Source organism: Cohaesibacter gelatinilyticus, assembly GCF_900215605.1.
GTDB classification, from domain to species: Bacteria; Pseudomonadota; Alphaproteobacteria; order Rhizobiales; family Cohaesibacteraceae; genus Cohaesibacter; species Cohaesibacter gelatinilyticus.
In genome coordinates this window covers 451,214-477,481 of record NZ_OBEL01000002.1, presented here as the reverse complement: position 1 = coordinate 477,481, position 26,268 = coordinate 451,214, and the positions used below count along the sequence as shown (strand labels likewise).

At 51.7% G+C, this 26,268-nt stretch carries 28 protein-coding genes and 1 pseudogene; 14 read left to right on the top strand and 15 right to left on the bottom strand.

All coding sequences use genetic code 11. The features are described from left to right. Positions 1-248 precede the first annotated feature (248 nt). Entirely contained in the window at positions 249-2,177 is a 1,929-nt protein-coding gene (locus tag CRO57_RS12360) for a C1 family peptidase (protein WP_097153748.1), read from the bottom strand. A gap of 592 nt (positions 2,178-2,769) precedes the next feature. Here CRO57_RS12360 and CRO57_RS12355 point away from each other — a divergent pair. Then, complete coding sequence (locus CRO57_RS12355) at positions 2,770-3,192, top strand: rhodanese-like domain-containing protein (protein WP_097153747.1); 423 nt, start codon at positions 2,770-2,772, stop codon at positions 3,190-3,192. Positions 3,193-3,231: 39 nt separating this feature from the next. Next, positions 3,232-5,160, top strand: a complete 1,929-nt coding sequence (locus tag CRO57_RS12350) for a methyl-accepting chemotaxis protein (protein ID WP_097153746.1) — start codon at positions 3,232-3,234, stop codon at positions 5,158-5,160. Between the two features lie 535 nt (positions 5,161-5,695). Here CRO57_RS12350 and CRO57_RS12345 read toward each other — a convergent pair. From CRO57_RS12345 to CRO57_RS12330, 4 genes are all read right to left on the bottom strand, one after another. After that, positions 5,696-6,502, bottom strand: coding sequence for a DUF1963 domain-containing protein (locus tag CRO57_RS12345; protein WP_244580089.1), 807 nt, complete (start codon positions 6,500-6,502; stop codon positions 5,696-5,698). An 18-nt stretch (positions 6,503-6,520) separates the two neighbouring features. Beyond that, positions 6,521-7,297: a hypothetical protein gene (locus CRO57_RS12340; protein ID WP_097153744.1), complete on the bottom strand. Its 777-nt coding sequence runs from the start codon at positions 7,295-7,297 to the stop codon at positions 6,521-6,523. A gap of 64 nt (positions 7,298-7,361) precedes the next feature. Continuing rightward, the gene (locus CRO57_RS24300) at positions 7,362-7,814 is read right to left on the bottom strand and encodes a SecDF P1 head subdomain-containing protein (protein WP_170956033.1); all 453 of its coding nucleotides are present in this window, start codon (positions 7,812-7,814) and stop codon (positions 7,362-7,364) included. 346 nt (positions 7,815-8,160) lie between these two features. Beyond that, positions 8,161-8,511: a hypothetical protein gene (locus CRO57_RS12330; protein ID WP_097153743.1), complete on the bottom strand. Its 351-nt coding sequence runs from the start codon at positions 8,509-8,511 to the stop codon at positions 8,161-8,163. A 183-nt stretch (positions 8,512-8,694) separates the two neighbouring features. On the opposite strand from CRO57_RS12330, the gene CRO57_RS12325 reads away from it, so the two are divergent. Then, positions 8,695-8,979: a hypothetical protein gene (locus CRO57_RS12325; protein ID WP_097153742.1), complete on the top strand. Its 285-nt coding sequence runs from the start codon at positions 8,695-8,697 to the stop codon at positions 8,977-8,979. Positions 8,980-9,253: 274 nt separating this feature from the next. Here CRO57_RS12325 and CRO57_RS12320 read toward each other — a convergent pair whose 3' ends face one another. Continuing rightward, entirely contained in the window at positions 9,254-11,368 is a 2,115-nt protein-coding gene (locus CRO57_RS12320) for an autotransporter outer membrane beta-barrel domain-containing protein (RefSeq protein WP_097153741.1), read from the bottom strand. Between the two features lie 172 nt (positions 11,369-11,540). On the opposite strand from CRO57_RS12320, the gene CRO57_RS12315 reads away from it, so the two are divergent. Next, positions 11,541-12,170, top strand: a complete 630-nt coding sequence (locus CRO57_RS12315; RefSeq protein ID WP_097153740.1) for a response regulator transcription factor — start codon at positions 11,541-11,543, stop codon at positions 12,168-12,170. A 28-nt stretch (positions 12,171-12,198) separates the two neighbouring features. Further along, positions 12,199-14,058 (top strand): sensor histidine kinase, encoded by a 1,860-nt coding sequence (locus CRO57_RS12310; protein WP_097153739.1) that lies wholly within the window; start codon positions 12,199-12,201, stop codon positions 14,056-14,058. A 368-nt stretch (positions 14,059-14,426) separates the two neighbouring features. Here CRO57_RS12310 and CRO57_RS12305 read toward each other — a convergent pair whose 3' ends face one another. Beyond that, positions 14,427-14,954 (bottom strand): Crp/Fnr family transcriptional regulator, encoded by a 528-nt coding sequence (locus tag CRO57_RS12305; protein WP_097153738.1) that lies wholly within the window; start codon positions 14,952-14,954, stop codon positions 14,427-14,429. 83 nt (positions 14,955-15,037) lie between these two features. On the opposite strand from CRO57_RS12305, the gene CRO57_RS12300 reads away from it, so the two are divergent. The 3 genes from CRO57_RS12300 to CRO57_RS12290 all read left to right on the top strand — a co-directional run bounded on the left by CRO57_RS12300 (position 15,038) and on the right by CRO57_RS12290 (position 16,812). Beyond that, entirely contained in the window at positions 15,038-15,769 is a 732-nt protein-coding gene (locus CRO57_RS12300) for an SDR family oxidoreductase (protein WP_097153737.1), read from the top strand. A gap of 2 nt (positions 15,770-15,771) precedes the next feature. Beyond that, a complete protein-coding gene (locus CRO57_RS12295; protein WP_097153736.1) occupies positions 15,772-16,431 on the top strand; it encodes a TVP38/TMEM64 family protein in 660 nt (219 codons plus the stop codon). Between the two features lie 81 nt (positions 16,432-16,512). After that, complete coding sequence (locus tag CRO57_RS12290) at positions 16,513-16,812, top strand: hypothetical protein (protein ID WP_097153735.1); 300 nt, start codon at positions 16,513-16,515, stop codon at positions 16,810-16,812. Positions 16,813-16,900: 88 nt separating this feature from the next. Here the strand turns inward: CRO57_RS12290 and CRO57_RS12285 are convergent, their stop codons facing one another. Beyond that, positions 16,901-17,983: a hypothetical protein gene (locus tag CRO57_RS12285; RefSeq protein ID WP_097153734.1), complete on the bottom strand. Its 1,083-nt coding sequence runs from the start codon at positions 17,981-17,983 to the stop codon at positions 16,901-16,903. A 463-nt stretch (positions 17,984-18,446) separates the two neighbouring features. Here CRO57_RS12285 and CRO57_RS24400 point away from each other — a divergent pair, with 463 nt between their 5' ends. From CRO57_RS24400 to CRO57_RS12270, 3 genes are all read left to right on the top strand, one after another. Further along, positions 18,447-18,650, top strand: coding sequence for a hypothetical protein (locus tag CRO57_RS24400; protein ID WP_141401239.1), 204 nt, complete (start codon positions 18,447-18,449; stop codon positions 18,648-18,650). 323 nt (positions 18,651-18,973) lie between these two features. After that, the gene (locus CRO57_RS12275; protein ID WP_097153732.1) at positions 18,974-19,264 is read left to right on the top strand and encodes an antibiotic biosynthesis monooxygenase family protein; all 291 of its coding nucleotides are present in this window, start codon (positions 18,974-18,976) and stop codon (positions 19,262-19,264) included. A gap of 41 nt (positions 19,265-19,305) precedes the next feature. Then, positions 19,306-20,043 (top strand): alpha/beta fold hydrolase, encoded by a 738-nt coding sequence (locus tag CRO57_RS12270; protein WP_170956073.1) that lies wholly within the window; start codon positions 19,306-19,308, stop codon positions 20,041-20,043. Between the two features lie 188 nt (positions 20,044-20,231). Here the strand turns inward: CRO57_RS12270 and CRO57_RS24395 are convergent, their stop codons facing one another. From CRO57_RS24395 to CRO57_RS12260, 3 genes and pseudogenes are all read right to left on the bottom strand, one after another. Further along, positions 20,232-20,537, bottom strand: coding sequence for a DUF4189 domain-containing protein (locus CRO57_RS24395; RefSeq protein ID WP_141401238.1), 306 nt, complete (start codon positions 20,535-20,537; stop codon positions 20,232-20,234). Between the two features lie 211 nt (positions 20,538-20,748). After that, positions 20,749-20,835 (bottom strand): annotated as a pseudogene (locus CRO57_RS25135) (IS5/IS1182 family transposase); the annotation flags it as partial. Positions 20,836-21,085: 250 nt separating this feature from the next. Further along, positions 21,086-22,240 (bottom strand): alpha/beta fold hydrolase, encoded by a 1,155-nt coding sequence (locus CRO57_RS12260; RefSeq protein WP_097153729.1) that lies wholly within the window; start codon positions 22,238-22,240, stop codon positions 21,086-21,088. Between the two features lie 106 nt (positions 22,241-22,346). On the opposite strand from CRO57_RS12260, the gene CRO57_RS12255 reads away from it, so the two are divergent. Then, positions 22,347-23,243 carry a LysR family transcriptional regulator gene (locus tag CRO57_RS12255; protein ID WP_170956072.1) on the top strand — a complete coding sequence of 299 codons (897 nt, stop codon included), beginning with the start codon at positions 22,347-22,349 and terminating at the stop codon, positions 23,241-23,243. An 86-nt stretch (positions 23,244-23,329) separates the two neighbouring features. On the opposite strand, the gene CRO57_RS12250 is transcribed toward CRO57_RS12255, so the two are convergent. The 4 genes from CRO57_RS12250 to CRO57_RS12235 all read right to left on the bottom strand — a co-directional run bounded on the left by CRO57_RS12250 (position 23,330) and on the right by CRO57_RS12235 (position 25,048). Then, on the bottom strand, positions 23,330-23,560 hold the full coding sequence (locus tag CRO57_RS12250) for a hypothetical protein (RefSeq protein ID WP_097153727.1): 231 nt from the start codon (positions 23,558-23,560) through the stop codon (positions 23,330-23,332). After that, positions 23,544-23,957, bottom strand: a complete 414-nt coding sequence (locus CRO57_RS12245) for a VOC family protein (protein WP_097153726.1) — start codon at positions 23,955-23,957, stop codon at positions 23,544-23,546. The genes CRO57_RS12250 and CRO57_RS12245 overlap by 17 nt, the downstream gene beginning before the upstream one ends. A 205-nt stretch (positions 23,958-24,162) precedes the next feature. Continuing rightward, on the bottom strand, positions 24,163-24,570 hold the full coding sequence (locus CRO57_RS12240) for a DUF4279 domain-containing protein (RefSeq protein WP_170956071.1): 408 nt from the start codon (positions 24,568-24,570) through the stop codon (positions 24,163-24,165). 64 nt (positions 24,571-24,634) lie between these two features. Continuing rightward, on the bottom strand, positions 24,635-25,048 hold the full coding sequence (locus CRO57_RS12235) for a hypothetical protein (RefSeq protein WP_141401237.1): 414 nt from the start codon (positions 25,046-25,048) through the stop codon (positions 24,635-24,637). Positions 25,049-25,114: 66 nt separating this feature from the next. Between CRO57_RS12235 and CRO57_RS12230 the strand changes: the two genes are divergently transcribed. Both CRO57_RS12230 and CRO57_RS12225 read left to right on the top strand, forming a co-directional pair. Continuing rightward, the gene (locus tag CRO57_RS12230) at positions 25,115-25,588 is read left to right on the top strand and encodes a MarR family winged helix-turn-helix transcriptional regulator (protein ID WP_097153723.1); all 474 of its coding nucleotides are present in this window, start codon (positions 25,115-25,117) and stop codon (positions 25,586-25,588) included. A gap of 127 nt (positions 25,589-25,715) precedes the next feature. Continuing rightward, complete coding sequence (locus CRO57_RS12225) at positions 25,716-26,267, top strand: hypothetical protein (RefSeq protein ID WP_097153722.1); 552 nt, start codon at positions 25,716-25,718, stop codon at positions 26,265-26,267. Position 26,268: the final 1 nt, after the last annotated feature.

The following is a 26,268-nucleotide window of genomic DNA, read 5'->3' as shown; positions in this document are numbered from 1 at the left end:
TGATAAAATGCGTTTCAGACAGTCAGATATTGAGGACCCGGCCCGCCAGTCAGGCCGGGATGGTAATTCGCATGTGGCAAAGGCCACGCTGTGTCTGATGCAAGCATTTCATGGGCGATTAGTGACACGAAAACGGCCTGACTTCAATAATCTTGCAGGACCCCAGGCTCAGGGCTCATTAATTCTGCATATTCTGCGAGGATGATTTTTTGCCCCTGCTGCATGGTTGGCATGCAGCAGGGGGTGCCTCAATAGCCGATCATGTCTTCCGGCTGGAAACCATTGGCGGTGGTGGGTTTTTTGCCAAGGATGGTTTTGAGGATGTGGTTCATGGTGGCGCGGTCATTGTCAAAACCACCATGGCTTTTGCTGTCGGTGATCGTGGCACCGCGACCCGCATAATGGATGACATGGTCTTGTTTCAGGGGCAGATTTTCGGCGAAATTTTCCATGCCCAGAAGTGGCATTTTCTTGTTGTCTTCAAAGGCATTGGAGACAAGATAGAGCAGGGATTTTCTGTAAGGACCGACGCTGTCATCTTCTTCGCGCTGATCGATCAGGTTATATTGCGTCAAAGTTTTCAGGCCGCTTGCCATCCCGTTCTGGCCGATCTTGGGTTTGATATGGCTGTCAAACAGATCAATCGTGCAGGCTGGGGCCATCAGCGAACAGGACTGGAAAGGAGCCTTCAGCGGATTGATTCCATTCATGGCTTGTAGCATATGAGCCAGCAGAATGGATCCGGCACTGTGGCCGACAAAATGCACATTCAGTGGTTTCGAGCGACTGGCATTGCCCTTCAGCAACGCTTTCAGCGCCTGCCGTCCGCCACCATTGGTGTCAAAGGCGCGAGAGGCGTCGCGTTTCATTTCGTTCCAGACAGCGCGACCGGTTGGCCGTGTGACTTTTTCCAAAAAGCGATCCCAGATATCGGACAGACCGGTGACGCGGCCTTCTGCCCTTTTGTTGGCCGAGAAGATGACATCGCCAAGCGATCCCCAGAAGCCGGTCTCCCACATGAAATGGATGGGATAGATGCCGTTGCGCTTGAAGACTTCCTTCATCTTGCGCACCCGGTTGGCAGAGGATGCAGCATCATTCAGGCCGCCATGGGCATAGAGCAGCAAATGTTTGTAATCGCGTTTGGCAGTGGCGGTTTCATCGGCCAGAAAATCGGCTGTTTCCTGAATGGTGGTCATGGGAGTGGGATATTTGCCTGTTGTGACCAACTGACCATTATCCAGATGGATGATATGGCCGATAATCTCTTCGCGCCGTGGGGCGCGGATCGTCTTTGTGTCGAGAAATCCCGTGCCGGTGGTTTCGGTCTGGGCCGTGGTCAGATCAAAGGCTTCAGGCGTTGGCACAGCAAGGCGCAAAACCCATGCATCCATGACATTGGTGACCCAGTCATCGTAACGCCAGCGGGCGATGCCTGGCATGCCCCTGAATTTGCCCCAGTTCTCGCCCCATGAGTTCTGGATCAGGAAGCCTTCCTCATCATAGCCGACAATGATGAAGGCGTGGCCACCCTCAGACAGATGCGAGGGTTTGATTTCACCTTTGATGGGTTTGTTCCAGCCGCGATGCACATTGGCAGACACATAAATGACGCCGGTTTCATTCAGTGCGGCGTGATAGTCACGAATTTCGGGGTTGAGGCGATAATAGGCCCCAAGGCCGACATTGCGGGCATTCTGTGCCTGATCCTTGTTGAGATACCAATTCTGCTCGCCTGCAATATAGGGAGCCAAGCCTTCGGTGCAGACGCCATTTTGATAAAAGCCTTTCAGCGCCGCTCGAATGCTGGATCCTTCATAATCCTCGCCGGGCCATTCATCATTGATCTTGGCCATTTCATACAGCATGCGCGGGCTGGCTTGTGGTGCTTTTACCGGTGGGCTCAGACGGTCATAACGCTTGCGGTTCATGAGTGTGATGGCGCTTGCCAGTGAAAAACCGGTGCAGGAGCCTTCGTTGCCCTGATCGAGGATTGGGCTGATGGATTGATCTGGCGGATCCATGATCAGGGCAAGCTCCATCAGGGCGGGCTCATACATGCGGTCGCGCAGATCAGTGGCGTCGTTCCAGACATTGAGCACGCGGTCGCCCAATCTAGGGGCATTTTTCAATTGATTGGTGGTGGTTTCCTTTCCGGTTCCATTTTTCTTGTTCATGCCAATATGCCTTTGTAATTTTTGAAAAATTGAAAATATATGGATGGTTAAGAGAATATTAATATTACCACAATTGGTTGTGTTGATCAAAAATGCAATTTAGACATAGGTGTCTCTATTCCTCCTACCGGCGATTGCTCGGGTCTGCGAGGGCACGCACATTCCTGTCGATACGCTTGTCATCTCGCCTCGGCTCGATGGCGTATCTTGTAAGCTGCGGTCGCTTATCAGCTCCCGATGGAAGTGCGATGCTTCCGCCGAATTCTTTTATCCTTGAGAGATTCGTGAGGGAAAAGGACCCGCAAAAGGAAGTCCTTCTTTTTGCGACGGCCGATAGGCAAGCGCGAAGCGTGCCCTCGCAGGCCGCCGCGCAAGCGGTGAATAGCCGGTAAGAGGAATAAAACCCAATTATTTCAAATAAATCCGCGTTGAAAATGATCTATTCTTGGTTGGAGGTGGGGTTTACTTTGCTATTTGACTGTATAATTTGATATTTCGCAAGTATGAATTCTCTAATGTTATTTTCAAATTACTATTAATGGTTTTTAAATTCTTATGTTCATAATTTTAGATATTGGGTGGAGGATGATTGATGGCAAAATTACAAATTTACGCGAGACTTTTTTTCTTTCTGGTGGCCGGACTTTTCATGGTTTTACCTGCTTCGGCTGAACTATCCCCTGAGACAATTTCTGGCGCGACGACGGTGGATGCAACCAAGGCCAAGTCGCTGTTTGAGCAAGGCGTCAAGTTTCTTGATGTGCGCTCCAATGCCGATTTCGAGGCCGGGCGGGTACCGAGTGCCATTCATATCGAGCTGAAGAAAAAGCTGAATGAAGAGAGCATGGAAGCCCGGGTGAGCAAGGATGAGCCTGTGGTGATCTATTGCAATGGCTGGTCCTGTCTGCGTGCCAGCAAGGCGACAAGCAAGGCCATCAAGTGGGGCTATTCCAAGGTTTATTATTTCCGCGATGGTTTTCCATCCTGGCAGACCGCCAACTTTCCCATCGAGTAGACATTCCGCTGCCTTGCAGATTTCAAAAAGGGATCTCCCATGCTTTTGAGAACCAGAATTGTATGCGGCGCGGTTTGCGCTATCCTTATTCTTTCCGCCGGTTTCATCGTTGGTGAGCAACAGCTGCGCGGGGTTACGCAAAAACAGACGCTGGCTGCAAAAACCGAAAAGCAGACTGGTTTGATGAATTATGTCATCATGAGCCAGCGCCAGCTGATGTATTCCAATATTCTCAATATCACCCGCAATCTCGAAGGCCGAATGGCACTGGCCAAAAATGATACCGGTGCGGTGAAAGAGAATTACAAGACCAATTACAACCGCCTGAAAGCCAACAAGACAATCAACGGTCTGGTTGTTGCCAATGCCGCCGGGTCCGTGCTCTTTTCCAAGATGGTGAAGGGGGATGAAAGCAGCTTTGATGATGTGGTCAAGTCCAGCTTGCAAAAGCAGGAAATCGTCTATTCCGTCGCCAAGGATAAAAGCGCCAATTTGTCCGTTGTTCTGGCTTTTCCGATCTATCAGGAGCGCCGTCTGATTGGCAGTGTGGGTTTCTCGCAGGACTTTGCTGTCATCGCCGGTTTGATGAAATCAACCGATCAGTCCGAGATTCTGGTTGCCAGTACTGATGGCCAGGTGATCCATAATACGAACAAGGATTTCTTTGGTACGGTTCAGCTGGCCGACATTCGGGCGGCTATTGCCAATAATGACAAATTGTATATCGGTGGCAGGGTCTATGATGCCCTTGCCTCTCCGGTCAAAGGCATGGATGGGGAAACCATTTCCGTTGCCTATAGCCTGTCCGATATCACCCAAACCCATAATGCCGAGCAAGAGCAGGTGCTTTATATTGTGGCTTCGCTTGCTGCGGTCATCATTCTGTTTCTTGTTGGTTTTACCTCCTGGTTGCGCTGGCAGATGAAGCCACTTGCCAAATCCATCGATGTGTTGGGTGAACTTTCAAATGGCAATTATGACATCCATATCGAGGACAATCACAAGAAGGATGAAATTGGTGAGATCATCCGCGTTATCATGATTTTCCGTGAAAAACTGGAACAGGTGGAAAGCCTTCGTCAGGAGCGCCGTCAGGACGAAGAACGCGCCGCTGCCGAGCAACGCGACATGCTGAACAATATGGCTGATGAATTCGAGAATTCTGTTGGCGGGATCATTCGCTCGGTCGCGACTGCGGCGTCGCAGCTGGAGCAATCTGCCGATGTGATGCTGCTCAATGCATCCCAAACCAGTGAGCAGTCGGGATCGGTGGCCAATGCCGCCTCTCAGGCGTCTTCCAATGTGCAAACAGTTGCGGCGGCGACCGAAGAACTGGCAGCGTCCGTGAATGAAATTTCCAGCCAGATCGATCATTCCAATCAGATCTCGGAAAAAGCGGTCATGGATGCAGATGCAGCGGCGGCGAAAATTACCGGTCTGTCCAACGCTGTGCAGCGTATTGGCGATATTGTCGAGCTGATCAATGGTATCGCTTCCCAGACCAATCTGCTGGCATTGAATGCCACCATTGAGGCGGCAAGGGCAGGTGAAGCGGGCAAGGGCTTTGCGGTTGTGGCCTCGGAGGTGAAGGTGCTGGCCGACCAGACCGAGAAAGCGACCATCGAAATTACCGATCAGGTGCATTCGATCCAAAGCTCGACAACGGAATCCACTCAAGCCATCAATGACATTGCCGAGACGATCCGCTCGATGAGCGAAATCTCCGGTTCGGTCTCGCAGGCGACGGATCAGCAATCTGCGGCCACACAGGAAATCTCGCATAATGTGCAGCAGGCGTCCGATGGCACGTCGGAAGTTTCGCTGTCTATTGCAGATGTGACCAATGCGGCCAATCAGTCGACACAAGCGTCCCGCGATGTTCTGGAAGCGTCTCAAAATCTGTCCAAAGAGTCAGAAGTTCTGTCCGCAGAGCTGGAACGGTTGTTAGCGGGTATCAGAGCTGCATAGGAAGTTTTGTCTTCACGCTATTCCTGATCTTTGATCAGGGCTCCAGACGGGGCGAACCATACGGTTCGGTCGCCTATCAGCTCCCGGTGAAAGCGCTGTGCTTTCACCGAATTGTACCTCTTCCCGGCTATTCGCCGCTTGCGCGGCGGCCTGCGAGGGCACGCACATTTCTGTCGATACGCTTATCATCTCGCCTCGGCTCGATGGCGTATCTTGTAAGCTGCGGTCGCTTATCAGCTCCCGATGGAAGTGCGATGCTTCCGCCGAATTCTTTTATCCTTGAGAGATTGCTTTGGGAAAAGGACCCGCAAAAGGAAGTCCTTCTTTTTGCGACGGCCGATAGGCAAGCGCGAAGCGCATCCCCGAAAAGTTGCAGATTTTTCGGATCAGGATTCGCGTAAAAGTGCGCACCCCCGTAGGCCCTGATCGCAGATCAGGAATAGCCGTGAGGGAGTAAATTCTCGCAAAAGGAAACAAATGGATTTTACCGTTTGATATTCTCTTCTGTGATGTCCGGCGCTTGTGCACCTGTATATCAATAGCAGTCTTTTTTGATTTCCCAGCTTTGGGGTGTTTTGAAGATGTAGCAGGATCCGGCGTCGCCCAGATATAATTTGCCCTTGTCTGTTGCATCGATCTGCAAGAAATATTGTCCGTCGCGGGGCCAGTTGGAGCCCTGTATCCATGCGGGCCAGCCACCAAGCTTTATGGGATATCGGGAGCGTAGCTCATAATAGTGATCTGACGCATAGTGGCTATTGAAGAACCAGTCATCATCTGAAGCGCAGGCGACATTTGTCGGCACTTCGTCCGCCATGTCTTCCCAGCCAGGTTGTTCAAGGGCGGCGTCGCGCCAGCGGACGGGAAATGTCGGCAGTTCCGGGCTTTCCCGATAGCCAAATCCCAGGGGAACGAGGGGTGCAAGATCATCATAGCTGCGCACAGCAAAGGTGTTGCCGTTTGTGCCATCTTCCAAAGATTGGGATTGCAAATCCATCCAGATGGTGATCAGGGCAAGGCCTTCGAATTCCGGCGGTCTTTCAGGAAGCTCATCCACGCGGATTTGAAGGACAGGATGCATGGGGCGTCCGGATTGTGAGCAGATAGGGACTTCTTCGCCCTTTGCACCCAGAAAATTGCCACCCCACCAGCTTGTAGCCCGATTGTCCTTTTGTGGACGCATGCCGCCAATGTCCCCGAAAATGGCGAGTTTGGCCAATTCATCCAGACGATCACGCGCTTCCTGCAACTCCTGTTCCGTCGGTTCGGCATATGGGGTGCTCGTCGTCTGTTGTTGTGGGGCTTTGCTGCCGATGAGTGATTTCAACCATGTTCTGATCATCAAATGCTCTCACGCTTTTCAGACAAGGCTGTCTCGGTGGAAATCGGAGATCGGGCCATGTCCGGCATCCATGAGCATTTGAGCCATTTGCTCGCGGGGGAGTTTGCCCATGGCAATATCCTGTACCTCGGCTGGTGACAAGGCGGTGACCGCGACCATGCGAACGGGCGAAAGGGGTGTGTCAGGCACGAATGTCGGGCGGTTCTCGGCCTCCATGCCAAAGAGCACGCCGACATATTCATCCTGATTGAGGAAGGTTTCTGGAATGGCGCCGTCGGGAACCGGAATTTCGGATGAGACGATTTTTATCTGGTCAAGAAGTGTGGTGATGCCACCCCATTCCGCAATTTGTCTTGCGCATTGTTCGATCAGAGAAAAAGCTGCAGAGTTCTTGATGTCATCAAATGTCATGTCCTGCTGTGCCTCGACCTCGATATATATCTCCATTTCAAAGCCATTGCACTGGCTGTCTGCGTCTTCATCGAACGGATCGGACAGTCCATCGGATGCAATGATCAGGCTGTTTGATGTGCGAATGATCTTGAAGGCCTGTCGTCCGCCCGGCCAGGGAGGAGAGCCCATGAAAGCGGGGTTGATGAGATAGCTGATCACGTCACTATCGACCGTGCCGATCTTCTCCCAATAGGCTTGTATGGCGTCATGGGTTTTCTGGTAGGCCGGATCTTCGGGATCGCGCGGGGGTGTGGTTGGCTGCAGGTCTGGAGTTGGGTCCGGTTTATGGGTGTTTGCAGGTGTGGGAGTGTTGAACAGGGACTTGATCCAGTTAAACATCATTCTCTTTCTGAGTATTAAAAATGTGGCTCAATTCATAAATACAGCTCATTTATGAGTATACGGCCTAATCTGGTGATAAATGCGCGATCAGATCTTTGGCTGTCTCCTCAGAGAGGGCAATGTCATATTTGGTGGACTCTATTGCTTCGCGAATGACGGGGGAGCTGACTGTTTTCCCATCTATCTTCATGGCCATGGGCTGCCCGACTGAGTGTCGTGTGAAGCCTGACAAGGCAGCTGCGATTTCTTTTTTCAGTTCAATATGAACGATCCGGTTGCCGGATGACAGCGCTCCTGGCTTGATCGATACAATATCATTGGCGGTGATTGCTATCGGGCCGATCAACAGGTAGGGATCATTTTGAACCACAACGCATATGGGGAAATTCCCGGGATTGCGTCCTCCACCCAGATCCAGACATTGGTCTTCATACAGGTTCGATTGGATTTTGGTGCCTGTCCAGACCAGTGCACCTGCAACGCCAAGCGCCATGATGCCTGTTATCAGTTTTCTCACTGCCATCTCTTTTTTCTGTTTCGCGTGTGCTTTATATCATGTCCTAATACCAACGAGGGGGAACAATAACCCATAGGATGCTTTTCGATTGTTTGCTGACAAGGCAGCTTTCGACGGACAATGCCGGGGCATTTTCGGAAGAAAGATAACGACGTTCAGCGAGCAATCGAAAAACACCAAAGGCCGGATTTTCAAGCTTCGTGGACTGCGTCGCCGCAGCCTCGTGGTCAGTCAGACCAAGACGGCACCCGCTCCTTGTCACAAAACCTGAAAAGTTCGGTCATATGGGTCATTCTTTCCCCTCGTTGGTATAAAATGGTGATCATGGTCATGATGCCCACTGCGTCTATTCCTCGCAGCGGATCTCGATCAGCGTGCCGGTCCGTTTCAGGCTCACCGCACTGGCCTTGACCGTCAGCAGTCCGTCAGGCTCCTCATGGATGGGGCCTGATGTCGCCAACTGGCATAGCATGCTCAAGGCCTGCGCCTTGCCATTTGTCTCTCCCGTCATTCTGCCGAGTTCGGTCCATTTTTCGCGGGTATGCAGATATGTGGCGACGACTGAAAGAGCGAGGATCAAAATAAGGAGGATGGATTTGATCAGACCATTGCGGGTCAGGCGGATCATCATATGGGCCCAGCTTGTCGGGTGAGAAGATATATCAGGATTGTTCGGGGCAGACTGATGGGAGATCATGGCCAAATCTTGACTGTCAGGGTGCTTTTTCCTGTGAGCAGAAAACCTTGCCCCTTCCAACGTTATCTCATTTCTGAATCGATGTTCCGGATTTGACAGCGCAGACCATATGATTTGTTTTTTATGTGTCTGAAGGGTATCAAGGAGAGCGGATCAAATCCACCACACGCGTCAGGAAGAAGAATGTCAAAGCCTCTGATCATTGTTGCGCATCTTGCCCTGGTCTTGGCAACGCCCTATTGGATTTTCGTGGTGGTCTTCGCCCCTCTTGTCATGGGCGGGCAAGTCGTCCCTGTCATGTCCTATCTTTTGCTGGGCCTGCTCTATCTCGGGCCGGTGGCCAGTCTGATCTGTCTTGTGGTTTTGTGGGGTGCAATCTGGAAAGGCAGAAAAGACATTGCCCATGGGGCTGCATGGGGGCTTATCTTCGTGCAATTGGGAGCAGGGATCCTGGCCATTTTGTCGTGAGGCTCCATATCTCTTACCGGCTATTCGCCGCTTGCGCGGCGGCCTGCGAGGGCACGCACATTCCTGTCGATACGCTTTTCATCTCGCCACGGCTCGATGGCGTATCTTGTCGTGCGCTTGCCTATCGGCCGTCGCAAAAGGAAGGATTTCCTTTTGCGGGTTCTTTTCCCTCGCAGATCTATCAAGGAAAAAGAATTCGGCGATAGCCAAGAAATAGCCGTGAGAGGTATCAATCATGGAATAGCCGTGAGGGAGAAAATCCCCGGTAAGAGGTTCAAAACGGCAAGCTCAATCTCCCTGAGAAGGTTCCTGTATTCACGTCGCTGCCCAAGCCTGAATAGGCGCCGGTGATTGTGCTGGTGAGGCCGTTCTTCAGTTGCAATGTCAGGCCTGCATTGAGGGAGGCGGACCATTGCGTGGGTTTGATCACCGAGCCGGTGGTTGTGGTATAGGCGGCCGGGGTCTCGAAGTTCCAGATGCCATTGATGCCGACTTTGGGTTCGAGCATGGCGATGGTCTCGCTGACATTGCGCATTTGCAGGCCAAAAGTCGGGCCGAAGGACAGGACGCCCTGATTGAAACTATCGGACGGCACATAGGAGCCATCGCTTCTGACATAGCCGTGACGTTTGCCCTTGATGTAGGACAGCGTCAGGTTCGGATCGATGAAGTAACGGCGGTCGATATTGTCGCTTTCAAAGATGAAGCGCTTTTTCAGACTGCCGCCATAGGTATAGATATCGCTTTCAAAGCCACCGGTGACAAGGGTCGCGCCGTTTGAGATATCCAGATCCGAATTCACCCGCTCATAGGCAAAAACCGGGGTAAAGATCGCCCCGTAAGGGAGTTGGATTTGGGCAAAGATCGAGCCACCAAAGCCATCGCCCTTGGTGGAGGCGCTGCCATCGCTGCGATCAGACGCCTTGTGGCTATAGCGCAGCATGCTGCCGATGCCGATCTTTTCCAGCAGCTGATAGCTGGCGCCAGCACGCACCTGAATGGAGGTGCCTGTGCCTTCGTTGCCACTTCTGTTGTCGCGGGACCAGCTGACGGCGGCATCGATCCAGGCGTTGAATTTCTTGTCGCCTAGCAGACCGGGCAGGGGCTCTTCGATGTCAGTTTGCGGAATGGCAGGCTGGCTGGTGGCATCAAAGGCCATGGCCACGCGGCTGCCGATCTGCTGGCTTTGTTGTGCGGCCTTGCTTTTGCGCCAGGCACGCAGTTGGCGCAGCGTCATGCCAAAGTTGGCACTGTTGTCCGAGAAATTGAAGGATGTGAAGGGGCTTTGCGCATGGCTTGCAGGCTGGTTGAGGGCCGGATCTGCATAGAATATGCTATTGGTGTGGCCATTGTTCGCATTGCTGCCAGTGGATCGAAACAAGGCATACTGCTCGGCCAGAATATTGTCTTCCTGCCTCTTCATGTCTGCGAGCTTGTTCAGAAGTTGCAAGAGCTGCTGAAGCTTTTGGGGATGCCAGATCAGGACGTCGCTACCATACCATATTTGCAGCCTGATGAGGTCATTACTGGAAATGTCAAAGTCGTCATAGAGCCCGTTGATCCCCCATATGAGCAGATCCTCTTCCTTGAAATTCTTGACGTCCTCCTCCAGCTCGGCTTCCAGTTCTTCAAGCTGTTTTTGCGTTTCGGACTTGTCTTCGCGCAATCTGGCAAGGGCATTTTGCAGTTGCAGCCTGGGATTGTTGCGATTGTTGAAACGGCCTGTATTGCCATTCCACCAGCTGTCCGGGCCGTCATAAATCGGTGTCCAATTCTCTGTGCCCGACTGGCCGGTCCAGGTGATGAGATAATCGCGCCCCTGACCGATGGATCGTTTGATGCTGAAAGTATCGCCGTTGGTATTGGAACTTCCACTGCTGCCAGATCCACCGCCACTTCCCCCGCCGCCAGATGAACCTGCACCCACGCAATTGACCGTCGCCGTGATGCCTGCATCGGCATACATGAACAGCCTTGCCTGAGCCTGGCCAAGGGTGTTTTCCGCATAGGCGTTCACGGTGAAGGAATAGGTCAGATTGGATTGATAAACATTGATATGTGGATCCGACACGGATGATCCGATAAAGCGCAAAAGGGCGACAGTACTCAGATCATAATTTTTGGTCAGGCCGGAAATGGTTCCGCTGATCACATCGCCAGTCGTCACATTCAAGGTATTTGTGCCGACGGAAGGAGAGCCATCGCTGACAAGCGTGGTGCTCAGACCATCACAGCTTTGAAATGGCTGGGCGGATAATGGCGACAAGGATGCCATCAGCCCCAAAAGCGCACCATATAGAATGCGGTACTTGTTGCTTTGTGTGTTGCCTCTGTTTTTGATATTTTGGCTGTTGCGGCCTAACCGCGTCAGATCTGCCCCGGTCCCCATTTTACACCCCACATTTACGCTTGTTCGGGGCTGCTTTTGTGTCCCCGATTTTGCTCGGGACTCTAGGAAATCCGCCAATTTGGGAATAGCTGTCTGAATCGACAGGGTGCAACAGCTTATAAGTGTGCTAAGTTGGTTGCATCATATTCCGGGGGTATTTTTGAAGGCTGTCATGAGTGGGGAAATGAGGGAGAGTGAGATCGGCGTGGTGATGGCCGATGATCATCAGATTTTTCTGGAAGGGCTGTCGCGTTTGCTGGCGGCTGACGAGCGGCTTTGCGTGCTTGGCACCTGCAACAGCGGCGATGATCTGATCGAGCTGGCCAAAGCGCATGAACCCGATGTGGCGATCATCGATATTTCCATGCCGGGGCCGGGGCCTGCTGGCATCGTGCAGCAACTGGATGCGCTGGATATGGGCATCAAGACGCTGGCCCTGACCATGCATCTGGAGCCTTCCTTTGCGCGGGATCTGCTTTCCCATGGCATGGATGGCTATGTGGTCAAGGAAGCCGCCTTTGATGAGCTGGTGGAAGCGATCCTGACCATCCAAGGGGGCGATCAATATCTCTGCCGCACCCTGATTGATGTGCTGCCCAGCGAGAGCGCCCTGACGGATCGCGAGCGCGAATGCCTGTCCGGTGCGGCCCGTGGTCTGACCGCCAAGATGATTGCGCGGGAGCTGGATATCACCGAGCGGACCGTGCGCTTTCATTTTGCCAATGCCTGCCGCAAGTTGGGCGTGCAACGGGTGACCGAGGCCGTGGCTGCAGCGCTGAAGCAGCGCCTGATTGCTGCCTGAAGGGGAGGTGAGTTTGCGGCTTCCTTTCATGTCTCAGGTCTCAATGTCTCAGATCTCAATGTCTCTGGCCCTTCTGCTGAGTCTGTTGTTTCTGTTCTTGCCCACGGGTGGGCAGGCGCAGTCGGGTCGGTCACTCGATCTCACTCAACTTCCCGTCAAGCTGATGCTAGGGGACGATCCGGCCTATGCAGACCCTGACTTTGCCGATGATGACTGGAAGCATCATGATGTCTTTGCCATCGGCGATCGTGTTGCGCGCGATGGCGGGCTGGAAGTGCGCTTCTATTGGCAGCGGATCCATTTTGATGGGGCAGCTCTGCCCGTTCTTGCCAAGCCTGCCCTTCATATCGGTGTGCTTGTTTCGGGCAATATTCTTTATCTCAATGGGGTGGAATTTGCCCGCGTTGCCATGCAGGAAAAACCCTTTGGTGGCCTTGATGCGGGTAATGACAAAGGGATGCCCAGGGTTTTTGCCATTCCACCAAATCTCTTGAAGCAAGACGGGAAGAATGTGCTGGCCATTCGCTCGGTGCGCGGTGCGTTGAATGCTTCCATTCTGGCGGGGCCGGTTGAAATCACGGAAGAGAGCACAGCCCTTTCCCAATCGCACGGCAAGACGCTCTTTTTCGTGCTCTTTAACAGCTTGTCACTGTTCGTCTTTTTTCTTGCCTTCCTTGTCACGCTGATTGTCTGGCTGGTGAGCCGTGAGACAAACGGCCTTGGCTGGCTGGTGCTGACTTTCCTTACGTTGCAGCCGCATTTCATCTTCAATTCCAGTCTGGCCCTGTTTCTGGGCCTTTCAGTGTCGCCCGTGATTTTCCCCTTTCTGACGGCAAACCTGGCTGCATTATCGCTCGTGCCGATGCTGGAATTCTCGGCCCGGCATTTGAAGATCAAGATCAGATGGTATGGGCGTTTGCTGCAGCTGGCTCTGTTGCTGTTGCCCTTCATTCCGGAAGTCGGGTCTGATTTTCTCTTTCCCATCCGACGCCTTGACTCGCTGATCTGGCTGGTCTTTTTGTTGCTCACCTTCACGCTCATCACATGGTGGGCTGTGCGTCGCGCTCTGCAGCCGGATCGGCGGGCTTATCCCGTCATTATCGGGGCAACGGCCATCTGGATTGGGGCAGCTCTGGGTTTGGCTGGTGGCGACCAGTGGTTCTATGCCAAAACCGGGACGAGCTCGGGCGACATCACCGTCCCCCTCTTTCTCATCTCGCTGGCTTGGGCCGGGATGCAGCCTTTGTTCGAGGCACGGGCACGGCTGGCCAAGGCCCAAAGCGAGGTGATCGAAGCGCAGGAATATGAGCGCCGCCGCATTGCCTATGACATTCATGACGGGGTCGGGCAGTGGCTCTCCACCATCAAGCTGAATTTGCAAATGCTGCAAGGCCAGCACAGGGATGGATCTGTCGCGCAAGGTGTGGCCGATGTGGTCTGTCATGTGGATGCGGCCATTTCAGACACCCGCCGCATTGCCCACGATCTCTCACCCGCCATGATCGAAAAGCAAGGGCTGATTGCGGCCATGCAAAGCCATGCCGATGTTATCCGCTCCCGGGCGGGCATCAATGTGCGCATCGAGATTGAAGATGAACAAGAGAGCGGGTTTGATGCGACATCAGAGGGTCATCTTTATCGCATCTATCAGGAAGCCCTGCAAAACGCCATCAAGCATGGCCGGGCAACGGATATCCGTGTCTCCTTCTCCCGCAATGGCAACCAGTTCCGCTTCATGATCAAAGACAATGGCACGGGCTTTGACACCAATGCCCCCAGCAAAGGCTTAGGGTTAGCCTCCATGCACCGCCGCGCAGAGCTGCTGGATGCCACGCTGGATGTGAAGTCGGTGGCAGGTAAGGGCACCGAGGTGGTGGTTGCGCGGTGAGAGTTTTATCTCTCACGGCTAATCTGGCCTTTGGCCAGGCCTCCGAGAGGGCGCAGCATTTCTGTCGATACGCTTGTCATCTCGCCACGGCTCGATGGCGTATCTCGTCAGCTGCGGTCGCCTATCGGCTCCCGACGAAAACCGAGTGTTTTCGTCGAATTCTTTTATTCTTGAGAGATCTGCGAGGGAAAAGAACCCAGAAAAGGAAATCCTTCCTTTTCTGACGGCCGATAGGCAAGCGCAGTGCGCATCCCCGAAAAGTTGCAGACTTTTCGGATCAGGATTCGCGTAAAAGTGCGCACCCCCGTAGGCCCTGATCGAAGATCAGGAATAGCCGTGAGGGAGAAAATCCCCGGTAAGAGAAATAACTACCCCACCACACGCTTCTTGATACGGCTGAGGCCGACGGGGGTGATGCCCAGATAGTGGGCGAGGTCATTTTGGGTGACCAGATCGAACAGTTCGGGCCGCTCATTCAGGAGCCTGCGAAATCTGTCTTCGGCGGAAAGGCAGAGCAACTCATATTCTCGCATTTCCTTTTTCATGCCGAATTTGAGCAGGAAATCCAAAAGCTCTGCCGAGATTTCCGGGTCGCTGCGGGTGGCGTCATGAAGCGCGCTGAAGCGCAGTACGATGAGATCGCAGGGCTTCAGGCAGACAAGACTGAAAGTGCAGTGTCCGCCTGCATGCATGGCTGAAAGGCTGCCGATATTATCGCCGGGGAGCAGGAAGGATTTGATATTCTCCTTGCCATCCACGGACAGGTAATAGGCCTTCAGCAAGCCGCTTTTCACCACATAGAGCAGCTCGCTCTCATCCCCTTGCCGGAACACATGCTCGCCCGCATCCAGCGAGAGTGTTTTGCCATTCTGGGCTATGAAATCTGCAAGCTTCATCGATTTTAACCTGGGTTAATTCCAAGAATTTCAGGGATGGGTATCCAAGGGTTCCAAATAGTTTAACCCGTCAGGAACCCGGAATGAAGATCGTCAACAAGCATATTGTGATTACTGGTGGAGCGTCCGGTATCGGGCTGGAGTTGGTGAAGCAGCTCTATGGCCAGAATGCGCTCTCCGTCATTGCTCGCCCCTCCAAGCATCTGGAAGAATTGCAGGCCAATTACCCCGACATAACCATATTCGAGGCGGATCTGTCGGATCTGGACAGGGTGCGTCTGGCAGCCGATCAATTGATCAAGACGGAACAATCGATTGATATTCTGATCAACAATGCCGCCGTTCAATATGTGCCCTGTTTTCTGGATGAGGACTTTCGCCTTGAGACCATCAAGCGCGAGGTGGACATCAATTTCACCTCGGTCTGCATGCTCATCTATCTGTTGCTGCCTGCTTTGATCAAGCAAGACCCGTCCATCATTCTCAATGTCAATTCAGGCCTGGCAATTGCGCCCAAGGCCAGCTCGGCGGTTTATTGCGCCACCAAGGGCGCGCTCAATCTCTTTTCGCAATCCCTTGGCTATCAATTGGAAGCAACCAATGTGGAGGTGAAGCAAGTCTTCCTGCCGCTGGTCGATACCGCCATGACCAAGGGCAGGGGATCGGGCAAGATCTTGCCCGAGGAAGCAGCTTTTGAGATGATCCATGCTCTCTCCAAATCTGGCGGCAGCATCGATATCGGCAAGGTGAAATTCCTGCGTTTGTTGCAGCGCCTTTCGCCCGCTCTGGCATCCCAACTCATGAAAGGGGCGTGAGCATGAAACCTCTTGTCAAAGTCATGCTGATCCTTGGATCGCTTTTCTTGATGACCTTCGTGATTGGTCGGTTGCTGGGCATCCTGACGGTTGAGAATGTCAAACATTGGCTATGGTTGGCCGCACAGATCGACCCGCTCTGGCTGGCTGCCATGGTGATCATCCTGTTATGCGTCGATCTGTTCGTTGCGGTGCCGACCCTGACCATCACGCTTTTGTCCGGCTTCTTTCTGGGCTTTCCCGCCGGGGCGCTGGCTGCCTTTACCGGCATGACATTGGCGGCCTTCGGTGGTTATGTCATTTGCCGCCTTTGGGGCGAGGGCCCCGTTGCCTTTCTGGTGCGAGACGAGGCCGAGCGGCTTGAGATGAAAGAGGCCTTTCAGCGCAATGGTCCGGTGATGATCCTGCTGTCGCGCGCCGCGCCAATTGTGCCAGAAGTCACCGCCTGCATGGCGGGCGTGACCCATATGCCCCTTGGCCGCTATGCGATCCTGCATTGTCTCAGCACGCTGCCCTATGTGCTGATCGCTTCTTATGCGGGCTCCATCAGTTCGCTGGAAAATCCAAAACCCGCCATCTATGCCGCCCTGATGCTCTATGCGCTCTTATGGGGCGGCTGGTATGTCTTTCGAAGAAGAACGCGCGTGCGGGTGGAGGGGTGATTTGAAGGGACAGCGTGATGAAAAATAGGCTATATCATTATTCTCAGATCACTACTTATTTGCCGTCTGGTTCATAGAGATATGACTTCATTTTTAGACAAAGCTGTCCCGATCCTTTCCAAAGAAGATCTGGAGAAGCTTCACACAGGAAGCCTTCTTTCACGTCTCCAAAAACTGCGTGCACTTGAAGAGAGTGAAAGCTCCTCTGATTGGCTCGCTTCAGAGCTTCCATCTGCAGAAGAGTTCGTCTTATTCAAGGAAACCGATGCGTGGCGAACAGCCTATGATGATTTGAAATCCGTCTTGGATGCCCGCGAACATATCCCACGGGGAGGCAAAGAAAAGCGACGGGAGCAAGCATTCAAGAGGAAGCATCGCTAAAGGACTTTGGAGTCTACTTGCCCATCCCTCACTCCTCTGGCTTCAGATAGCAGGTGATCAGGGTCACGCTTTTTCTGATTTGCTCGATTTATTCGGCTCTCTCCAAGTCTTTTCTCTTGCGAAAGTAAGCTTCGATATGGTCTCGGACAGGAGTATCTTTGTCGCTTCGTAGATGATTGGCAATCCGGTCCATATTTTTACTGGCGTATTGATGTTTTCGGAGCAACGCATCAGCTGCCATGCGTCGCACTTTGGGAGACTTGTCGAACGCAGCTATTTCCAGTTGGATCTCGAAATCAGTCGAGACCTCTATTTGCCTCTCCCTGAAGCGGGCAAGTGCATTCCCCTTTATATTTGGGTCATACCAGCGTGCCTGACCAAGCAGAAGCGTATCCAATGCGATGGCTCTTATTATGGGTATGGCTGCAGATTGTGCGAGCTCTTGCAGATTGTGATCAAAGCCGGGTTTCTTCAAAAGCCATCTGAGAAGCCATGAAATTTGCCCCGGTCTTTGGCTTAGCAGTTCAGTGTGCAACATATTCAATACATCAGTTCGACTGAGTGTATGTTCAAAGATCTTTCGTTCGTGATTGCTCCAGCGTCTGAATTGATGACTGTAGGGCAGTAAAAAGAATGCACTCTTGCCAATAACTTGAGCGGATGTCTTTGGAAAGTATGATGATGCGTAGATGGCTGCCTCTGTACGTACCTGATCGACCCAGTCATTCATGCGATAGAGGATTGCTGCCATTTCAAATTCGGTGGCTGGCGCGCGTTTCAGCTGTTTTATTGCATCTTGTCGGACATAGCCGCTGGAATGAAACAGAAGCAACCAGAAGAGGTCTGGTTGTGCTTTCAGAAATTCTCCGGGGGATGAGAGTTTGAACTTGCGCCAGTCAGCGGGAAGTATTGGTGCGTCCCAGAAGTTTGCATTATGCCCGTAATCGACAAGGTAAAGTCTTGCAATAAGGCGAATTTCATCGGCAGTCCGTGAAATATCGGAAGCCGGGACGTCTCTTAAACTTCTTTGATAAGCTAAGATATGTTCATCTGTGACCGAGCTATCGCGTAGTGCATTTCCGATCTCGAAAATGGCCGTTTGCGCTTTGGGTGGAAAGATTGAAAACTTCCTGTGGGTATAGAGGTCACCATAGCATTTCGCGTTGCCCATCCCTCACTCCTTCGGTTCCAGATAGCAGGTGATCAGGGTCACGCTGCTTGTTCTGGTTTGGTGTCTTTTCTTATTTTTATGCCAATTTGACCAAAAAGAAAGGTGATTCATTTTGCCAAAATGCAACCGGATACAATTTTTGATTGAATGATTTTTATCTCTATCTGACGGATGCGGGCGAATAATCAATGTTCTCAACCATTTGTTCTCATTCATGAAAATTCAGCAAGAAAATCATGCCTGTGAAGTGAGATGGTTTGAGAGAATTTTTGACGATTGTTTTTTGCTGAAAAATGAAATAAGTATTTATAATTATTAGTGAAATTGTTTTCCCCGTAATTAACCGTGATTAAATTTCTGCCCCATTTGCCTTGTATGAAACAGAGTGATATGTTCTATAGAACAAAATGAGAACATAATTCTTGAATTCAATCCTGGCTCACGTTTTTTTGGAGCATCATTCATGAAAGAACTCGATCCGCAAACACCAACCGAACAGCAGCTTTACAATCTTTCGTTTCATTTGGATTGCGCCTTTGCGCACCTCAGTGAGATGCATTTTCCAACCCTTTACAAAGACCCGCAGACAAGACAGGCCTATCGATCCTTGCAGGACAGCCTTGCCGACATTCATCACGATCTCGCAGCCATAGCCGGGCCGCGTTAACAATACTTTGCTTGAGCGTCTTCTTATTTCGAAAATCGTGCCTGTTTTCGAGACCACGCTCCAGCCCCGCTACAGTCATCCCTTTCACTTTGTTTGAATAAGCTTGTCGTGATTGCTCCTTATTGACAGGCTTGCTTTTCCACTCTTCCCACTTCGCCCATCCATCAGACATTCGACCAAGCAGGGTCAAGCCAGTCATGGCTTGGCCCTTTTGGCTTTGTGACGAGGTGCATGATGATTTGCTTCGGACAAAACAGATTTGGATATAGTTCCTTGTTTCAAATCCAGCCACGATATGGTCTTGTTCAGACAGGAGAGAAAACATGATCACACGTATATATCGAGTGCGTATCAAACCTGAACTGCGCGAGGCATTCGAGCCGTTGTTCCAGACTGTGGCACGGGCTTCTGTTGCGGACTGTTCCGGATGCAAGCAAGTGACGGTTGGAGGCCCGACCTCTCTGGCTCCCGATGAATATGCCATGATCTCGGTTTGGGATAGCGTTGAAAGTCTGCAGGACTTTGCCGGGTCGGATTGGTCGGTTGCCCATATCCCGGATGGTATGGAAAAATTTGTCGATGAATGCTGGCTGCACCATTTCAATCATATGTGAGAAGCATCTCAGGTTTTGCGGAGCCATCACCGGATTTAGGTATGTCAGATTTCATCGATAGAGGGACCGGGCCGGTTGTTGTCCTCCTGCATGGTGCTGGCGTTGATAATCGCCTTTGGGATCCGCAAATATCCTCGTTTGAGACGACGCACCGCGTCATTGCGCCCAACTTGCCAGGACATGGAGGTGTTGCGGCGGTTGATAGCGTCGAGCAAATGGCGGACTGGATAGAGAGGCAACTGGCAGAGCGCGGTGTGCGCCGATATTCAGTCGTCGGGTTATCGCTTGGCGGTATGGTCGCCTTGGAACTGGCGTCTCGCAGGCCCGATGGTGTCACACATCTTGTGATGATCGAATCCGTTCCCCGTGTGAGTGATCATCCTGTTGTCCGACTCTTTGCCCGTGTCATGATCAATCTCCTCAGACTGGTTCCGCCAAAATTGCTGGTCATGCTTCCCGGGCGGCAAATGGGAGCTGAAACTGCTGGCGCAGCCGACTATATCAAAAGCGCCATCGCTCGCATGACCTCATCCAATATCCATTCTGTCATGCGTGTGGCTCTCGCTTATGATGGCCGCCCCCATCTGGCGCATTTACGGATGCCTGTGACCGTGATGATTGGTGAGAAGAACAAGGCAACGCATGACTGGGCCGCAGAGATGACCAAGGCGATCAAGCATTCAAAGCTCATTGTGATCCCGAAGGCCGGGCATATCGCCAACCGCGATGCCGCCGACTTTACCAATGATGCCCTGAGATCCGTTTTAGGTGAAAGATAGTGCTGAACCTGTCAAGGGGCAGTCAAGGTCTGGAATGCTGACAAAGCTGACTTTTGCCCGGTGATGATTTTGATACTCTTGGAAAGGGTAACCGGGAGATTGGGCGAGAAACAGGGATGCTGCTGGGCAATGCAAGCGTGAGTGATAGCTGCATGATGCAGACTCATGGCCTGTCAGGTGAATGGGTTTCACTTAACGTCAGTCACAACACATTTGATATTGGATGTATGTTTTTTGGAATGATGTTTGCAATATTCCAGAGCGGTTTTTTTAGCATTCGCGCGGCTGCTTGCCCCAAATGAATAGCCACATCCCTTTCCATTTTGATTGGAAGCAATTGCGGCGAAACCAGTCTTTCCCTTATAGGGCGTGATCTTAAGTCTCTCGATACTCCTACCAGAGCAATTGGGTCCTGCATGCGCTTGAGAAATAAGAAGACTACCTAATCCAAAAACTACGGCAAATGTAATACCTGTCCAGTCTAGCTTCTTCATGTCGCGTATCCAAATGAGATTGGTCTAAAATAATAGTCAGTATGTGATCGAAGTTATAGTTGAAGGTGGCACAGTTCTAGTTCTTTCACAAGCCTCCTCTATCTGGCCGGTTGAGCACTGCAAAAATATTGCAATCAAATGACTACTCTTGCTGCAGATATCCTATTTGAATTCGGATCTGGCCAGCTAGCTTTCCCGTGTTGCGTCCATGTTGCTTGGGATTGGAGCGGCCTGGAATGACCGGGGCGATGGCTGAGTGACGCAAGAATTTTCTCAGACTGTTTGCGTCATAACCTTCAATCAGTTAAAGGGTTTTGCAGCGCGAACCAGGAAGATTGCTGAACAATAGCCGTTGCTCACTTGTTTGGGATGCTACGATTGCAGCCCATACCCCGCTATTGGCTGCACCTGCTCGCTTTCGGTAATGAAATATGTTTGAAGAGCGGGACAAACCAGACATTCATCGAAAATGAGTGGGTGTCCGGTTTGAGATAAGACCTTGCGGGGCCGGTTGCCCGGAGATTACCGCAAGGTCAGTTCAGTATGGCTTATTGTGCGGAGAAGTGGTCTTCGCGTAGGCGCATCGTGCTGTCTTTCTGCATGACCCACAACTCATTCGTAATGACTCCGCTGGCAACATTCATACGCCATTGAGATGACACACGGGCTGATTTGGCATCCAACACCTCAAGACGTGTATTGAAATACTCCACATTGGCGGCGCCTTTGCCGATCAAATCGGTCCAAAATGCTTCGATTTGCGTGTGGCCGGTGAAGCGACCGAATGGGTCGGCCACCATCAGAGCGTCCGGTTCATAAAGTGCGGTCGCCGCAGCGGCATCGCCTGCGTTGAACGCATCCTGCCACGCCTGGCTGGCCTGCCGAGTTGCCTTGCGCACTCGCTCACGTCCTGCAATATCTTGCAACGCGGCTGACAATCCGCTCACGTCGCTGAACATTGGTAAATGGCTTGTGGTTAGGGAATAGACGAATTCGACCTCCTGAGCGCCATACATGGCCCTTTGTTGTTCGATAGGCAGCGCTCGGTCATCGGTGCACTCGATATAGTATCTCGGCACACTGCCGTAGCCAGTTTCAGTCAGGTTCAAGGTTTCGCCAAGTGGCCCTACCGGCTCGGGTACCAGATGTGGGCCTGCTGCAGAGAAGACATCCAGCGGAACATCGTGGCCGACTGCACCATGCAACGCATCTTCCTTGATTGTCACGGTTTTGCCATCCGCAGAAAACTTCAGATTGTTCAACGCCTGCGACGTGCTGACACCGGCAATTGCATCCATGAATGAGGTGTCATTGGGCAACATGAATGCGCAGACATATACCAGCGCATCAATCTTTTCAGGCCGCATCTCTGCTACTTGGCTGGCAACCACCCCTCCAAAGCTGTGCCCAACCAGGATCGTCGTCCCTTCTTGGGCATCAATCTCCTCGACAATGCGTTCCGCATAGGCTGCCAGCGTAGCGTCCGATGGATCGCTTGCATCGCTGCCATGCGCAGGGAGATCCGGCGTGGCGTATCCAGCTCCAGCTCCAAGTTCTTGGGTCAGAGACTGCCATTGCCATCCGCCCATCCAGGCGGAATGAACAAAGGTAAAATGTGTTTGATCTGCCGCCAATGCGGGAGACGATAGGGCAAGTGCGGTGACTGCTGCAGAAATCAGAGAGTTAGCTTTGCGTTTGAGCATTTTGATATTCCTTTCAATGAACTTCTCCGAAGCTAAGGCTTGTCATTCGCCCGAAAAACATATGGATTTAGTTTTATTTGTTCGATATAATCGAACAATGATAGATATGTTTTCACCGCAAATACGCACTTTTCTGGCCGTGGCTGAAGCTGGCTCCATTACTGCGGCCGCCGATCGGCTTGGTATGGCAAAATCCAGCATCAGCCATCATCTTTCGTCTCTGGAAGCGTCTCTGGGCATTTCCCTTATCCACCGGACAACCCGCCGAATGGCGCTGACCCACAAAGGTAGTCTATTGTTGGAACACACACAGGCGATGCGGTCCATCGCGGACACTGCCCTCAAACAGGTGCGCGCCAGTGAAACCGTGCCGACAGGTCCAATTAGGCTAACTGCGCCCCATGCGATGATCACGGATATCATCGCGCCAGCCATTCAACGCCTGCTTCTGCGGTATCCCGGACTGGAGCCATTCCTGATCAACGATGACAAACGCCTTGATTTGCTGGATGAGAAACTAGACATGTCGATCACGGTCGGTGAATTGCCCGATAGCGATTTTCGCGCGCAGCGGGTGGGAACATTGAACGACGTTCTCTGTGCGACACCAGACCTTTTGGAGGGTGCGGATCTGAAAGTGAGCAGTAACGCGACATCCCTGGCACTCACATTGCCTTACATTGCCCATGCCCGGCAGACAAGCATCCCTAAACATCAGCTTTATCATGTAACATCTCAACACGAGATCGAAATCACTTGTCATCCAACGGTGACAGTCAACACGGTTGAAGCCATAGCCGCTCTGACCCGGATCGGAATGGGCGTTGCCGTGTTGCCGGATTTTGTCGTAAAGGCCGATCTGCAGCACGGTCGGCTGGTGTCCGTCCTGCCAGAATACAGCTTTGCGTCCAAACCTGTTTTCGCGGTTCATCCCTATAAAGGAAAGCCGCCCAAATCGGTGCGCGAACTAATCGCTGAAATTAAAAATTCCTTCAAGTCCTGAAGCGACGGCCGCGTCTCGTAGCGCGCACCGGACATTCCTACAACATGCTGTACTTGTCAAAGTGGGTTCAATGCAATTCTTGCGTTTTAATGCTCATATGCCCCTGTCCCGAACTTTTCCCTCCGCAAACCAAAATGGTGTTGGCCATAGGCCAATGTGCCGACCATGATGGCCATAATAAGAGAGGGCCAGATGGCGGTATGCGCTGCTTTCACCTGTGTGTCAGCTGCTTCATCCAAATAGGAAAGCTCGTTTTCGGATAAGGCATTTCGAAGCCATACCCGACCATATTTCTCAAAGTCACTCTTCAGGTTCATGAGCCTGGTCCGTTACGGAATAGCAGACGGCCTGGAGCTTGTTGCCATCCGGGTCGCGAATATAGGCGGCATAATAATTTTCGCCGTAATGTGGGCGCGGACCTGGTTCTCCGGCGCAGCTTCCGCCAAGGCGCAAGGCAGATGCATGGAACGCTTTGACGGTTTCTCTGGTGTCTGCGATGAAGGCAATATGCGTTCCATTGCCCCAAGTGGCAGGCCGTCCATCTTCTGGCGGATATATATAGATCGTTGGCATGCCGTCTTTTTCATAAGCGGGCGGCTTGCCCGGTGGTTTGGGCAGACGGTCGAAACCAAGCAGGCCCAGAACTTCATCATAGAATTTTCCGGCCCGTTCGATATCGTTGGTGCCAAGCGTGATGTGACTGATTGCTGACATTGCCTATCTCCCTGTTTGTCGTGAGACTAAACCGGGAACAAATGCAATACAATGCCTTTGTTTGTTATAGTGTCGTGAACGGATTGCTGATCTGTGGTGCCTGTTTGCGGTGGCGATTTGGTTTGAAGAAATGGGATGTGGGTTTCAAACTTTGAACATCTTATGAAGCAGCGTTTAAAAAGGATTGTGTTTGTTCTGTTTGGGGTTAGTTCGCCCCGTAAATGTCCATATCCAATTGGATTCCTCTTTCTCCAAGAAGCAACATGGTTTTTGAAGAAATGGTAAGCCCTTCGTTGTAGTCTCCGAGAAAAAAGCCACCAAAGATTTCTACCTTAAACTTCTTTGACAACTCCAGCCATACAGCCATATTAGAAGTGGTTCCTTCTAATATTTCCGTGACTTGACTATCAATATCTCCGGGAGATTTTGTTTCGGCTGATATGCTCCAAGATCCGGTTCTAGCAATCAGTTGCTTGCCATTAGGAGTGTTGAATGGGGCACCCTTTTTTCTAACCGAGCTAGGTGCTTTGCCGATCAGTTCAGTGATTTTTTCTGGATCTAGCTCGTCCCCCATAATACGTAGACTTGCAGCTGTTTTATAAATTTCACCCATTTTGCAACCTTGTCGTGTAGTGGTTGCCCCCACCATATCGCTGGAGATCCATGTAGGAAAGGGGTTAAGGCAAACCTGTGCTTTCTGGCTGTTCAATTAGCTGTCTTACTTGTTTCTTGCGCAGGCCAAAATGATATTGTCCATAGCCTAATGTGCCCACCATGATGGCGACTATAAGAGACGACCAGATGGCGGCTGTGCCCTGAATCCAGAAGTTGGATGCGAGCAGGGCAAGGGTGCCCAGAACCCAGCTTGCATCTCCCAATATGAAGAAGGCGACGGCTTTGGGCTGGGCGTACCAGCGCCAGGCTGTCAGCACCAGCAGGATGGCATTGATGGCCAGAAGGGCGCCAAGGCTGGTGACGATGATGGGCGGGATGGTGCCGATGAAGGCGGCACTACCCACAGGATAGGCGAGAAACAGGCCGCCAAAGACCGCACAGGAGGCGGAATTGACAAGCAGCAGCGCTCGCAACATGGATTGCTCTTGCATTATGTCCTCGATTCTTGTCAACTAAATTGACAATAATGAAGGAGGATAGTCTTGTCAACCAATGGTACAAGATCGCCACGTACTGGTCTGGTGATGGTCGATAGTCAGGCGCTCAGGCTCAGTCAGGCAATTGCCAGATATCAGACGCGGCAGGTGGTCTGGTTGATCGAGGGATTGGCTGCGCGTGGCTTTGCCGATTTGACGCCCGCCCATGTGGCTTTCGTCTCAGTTCTGGATTGCGATGACAATTTTGCCTCTGAAGTGGCACGGCGGCTGAACCTCTCGCGGCAGGCGGTTCACAAGACGGTGCGAGAACTGTCCGCTCTTGGCTATATCGAAACGCTTGAGAACAAAGCCAAGCGCAACAGCCGGATCATTCAGATTACCGAGCATGGCGAGGAGCTGATTGCGCAGGCTCGTCAGATGTATGCCGAACTGGACCGCGAAATGCAGGCCAAATTGGGGGCATCTGAAATCGACAAGATCATTGCTTTTCTTGATGAGGAGAAAGAAGAGCAGGGCTAGGCATCAGTCACGCCTTGGTAACTTTATCAATAAGTTGCGTTCGTTCCTGCTGGTGACGTTGGAAATTTCATGCAGCTTATGATTTGTAGATCTCCTGCCTCTCTTACTGACTTCAAGGACCCAAGCCATGCCTCATCCAGCCCCAAAAGATAAGCGCGCGGTCAGTGCAGACGGAAGCATTTCTGTTTCTTATTCTGGACTAAATACTTCGAACGATCGGGGAGGCGGAGTGTTTGAGGTTATGATCGGCAAGCCGTGGGTGAATGAAGAGATTATTGGGTCACTTTTACTTACTTCCAATAGTTCCACTATGGCTAGGGATGAGGCGATGAAAGAAGGTGTAGACATTTATGATTTGTCTCTCTCCGAATCTCTGAGTTATATGTATAAATTTCAAATTAAAAATGGGTTTTTCTATAGGGTGTCTGAGTTTTTATTGGATGTAGATGATGTCGATGGCGCAGATTTGATGGTTATTGTCAAGAATATTTGTAATTTGTTGTTTTTTATTACAGACGAGGTGGGTGATTTTAAGAAAAACAGCGATTTGGATTTGCCTAGCCGCTATCCCGTTGAGATTGACTTTTCTCCTCTCATCGTTGGTTCAAAGGAAAAAAGTTCACCTGCCGAGTTTCGAGAAACCTATTTCAAGACATATCATTTTATTCGAGGCGCTTGAT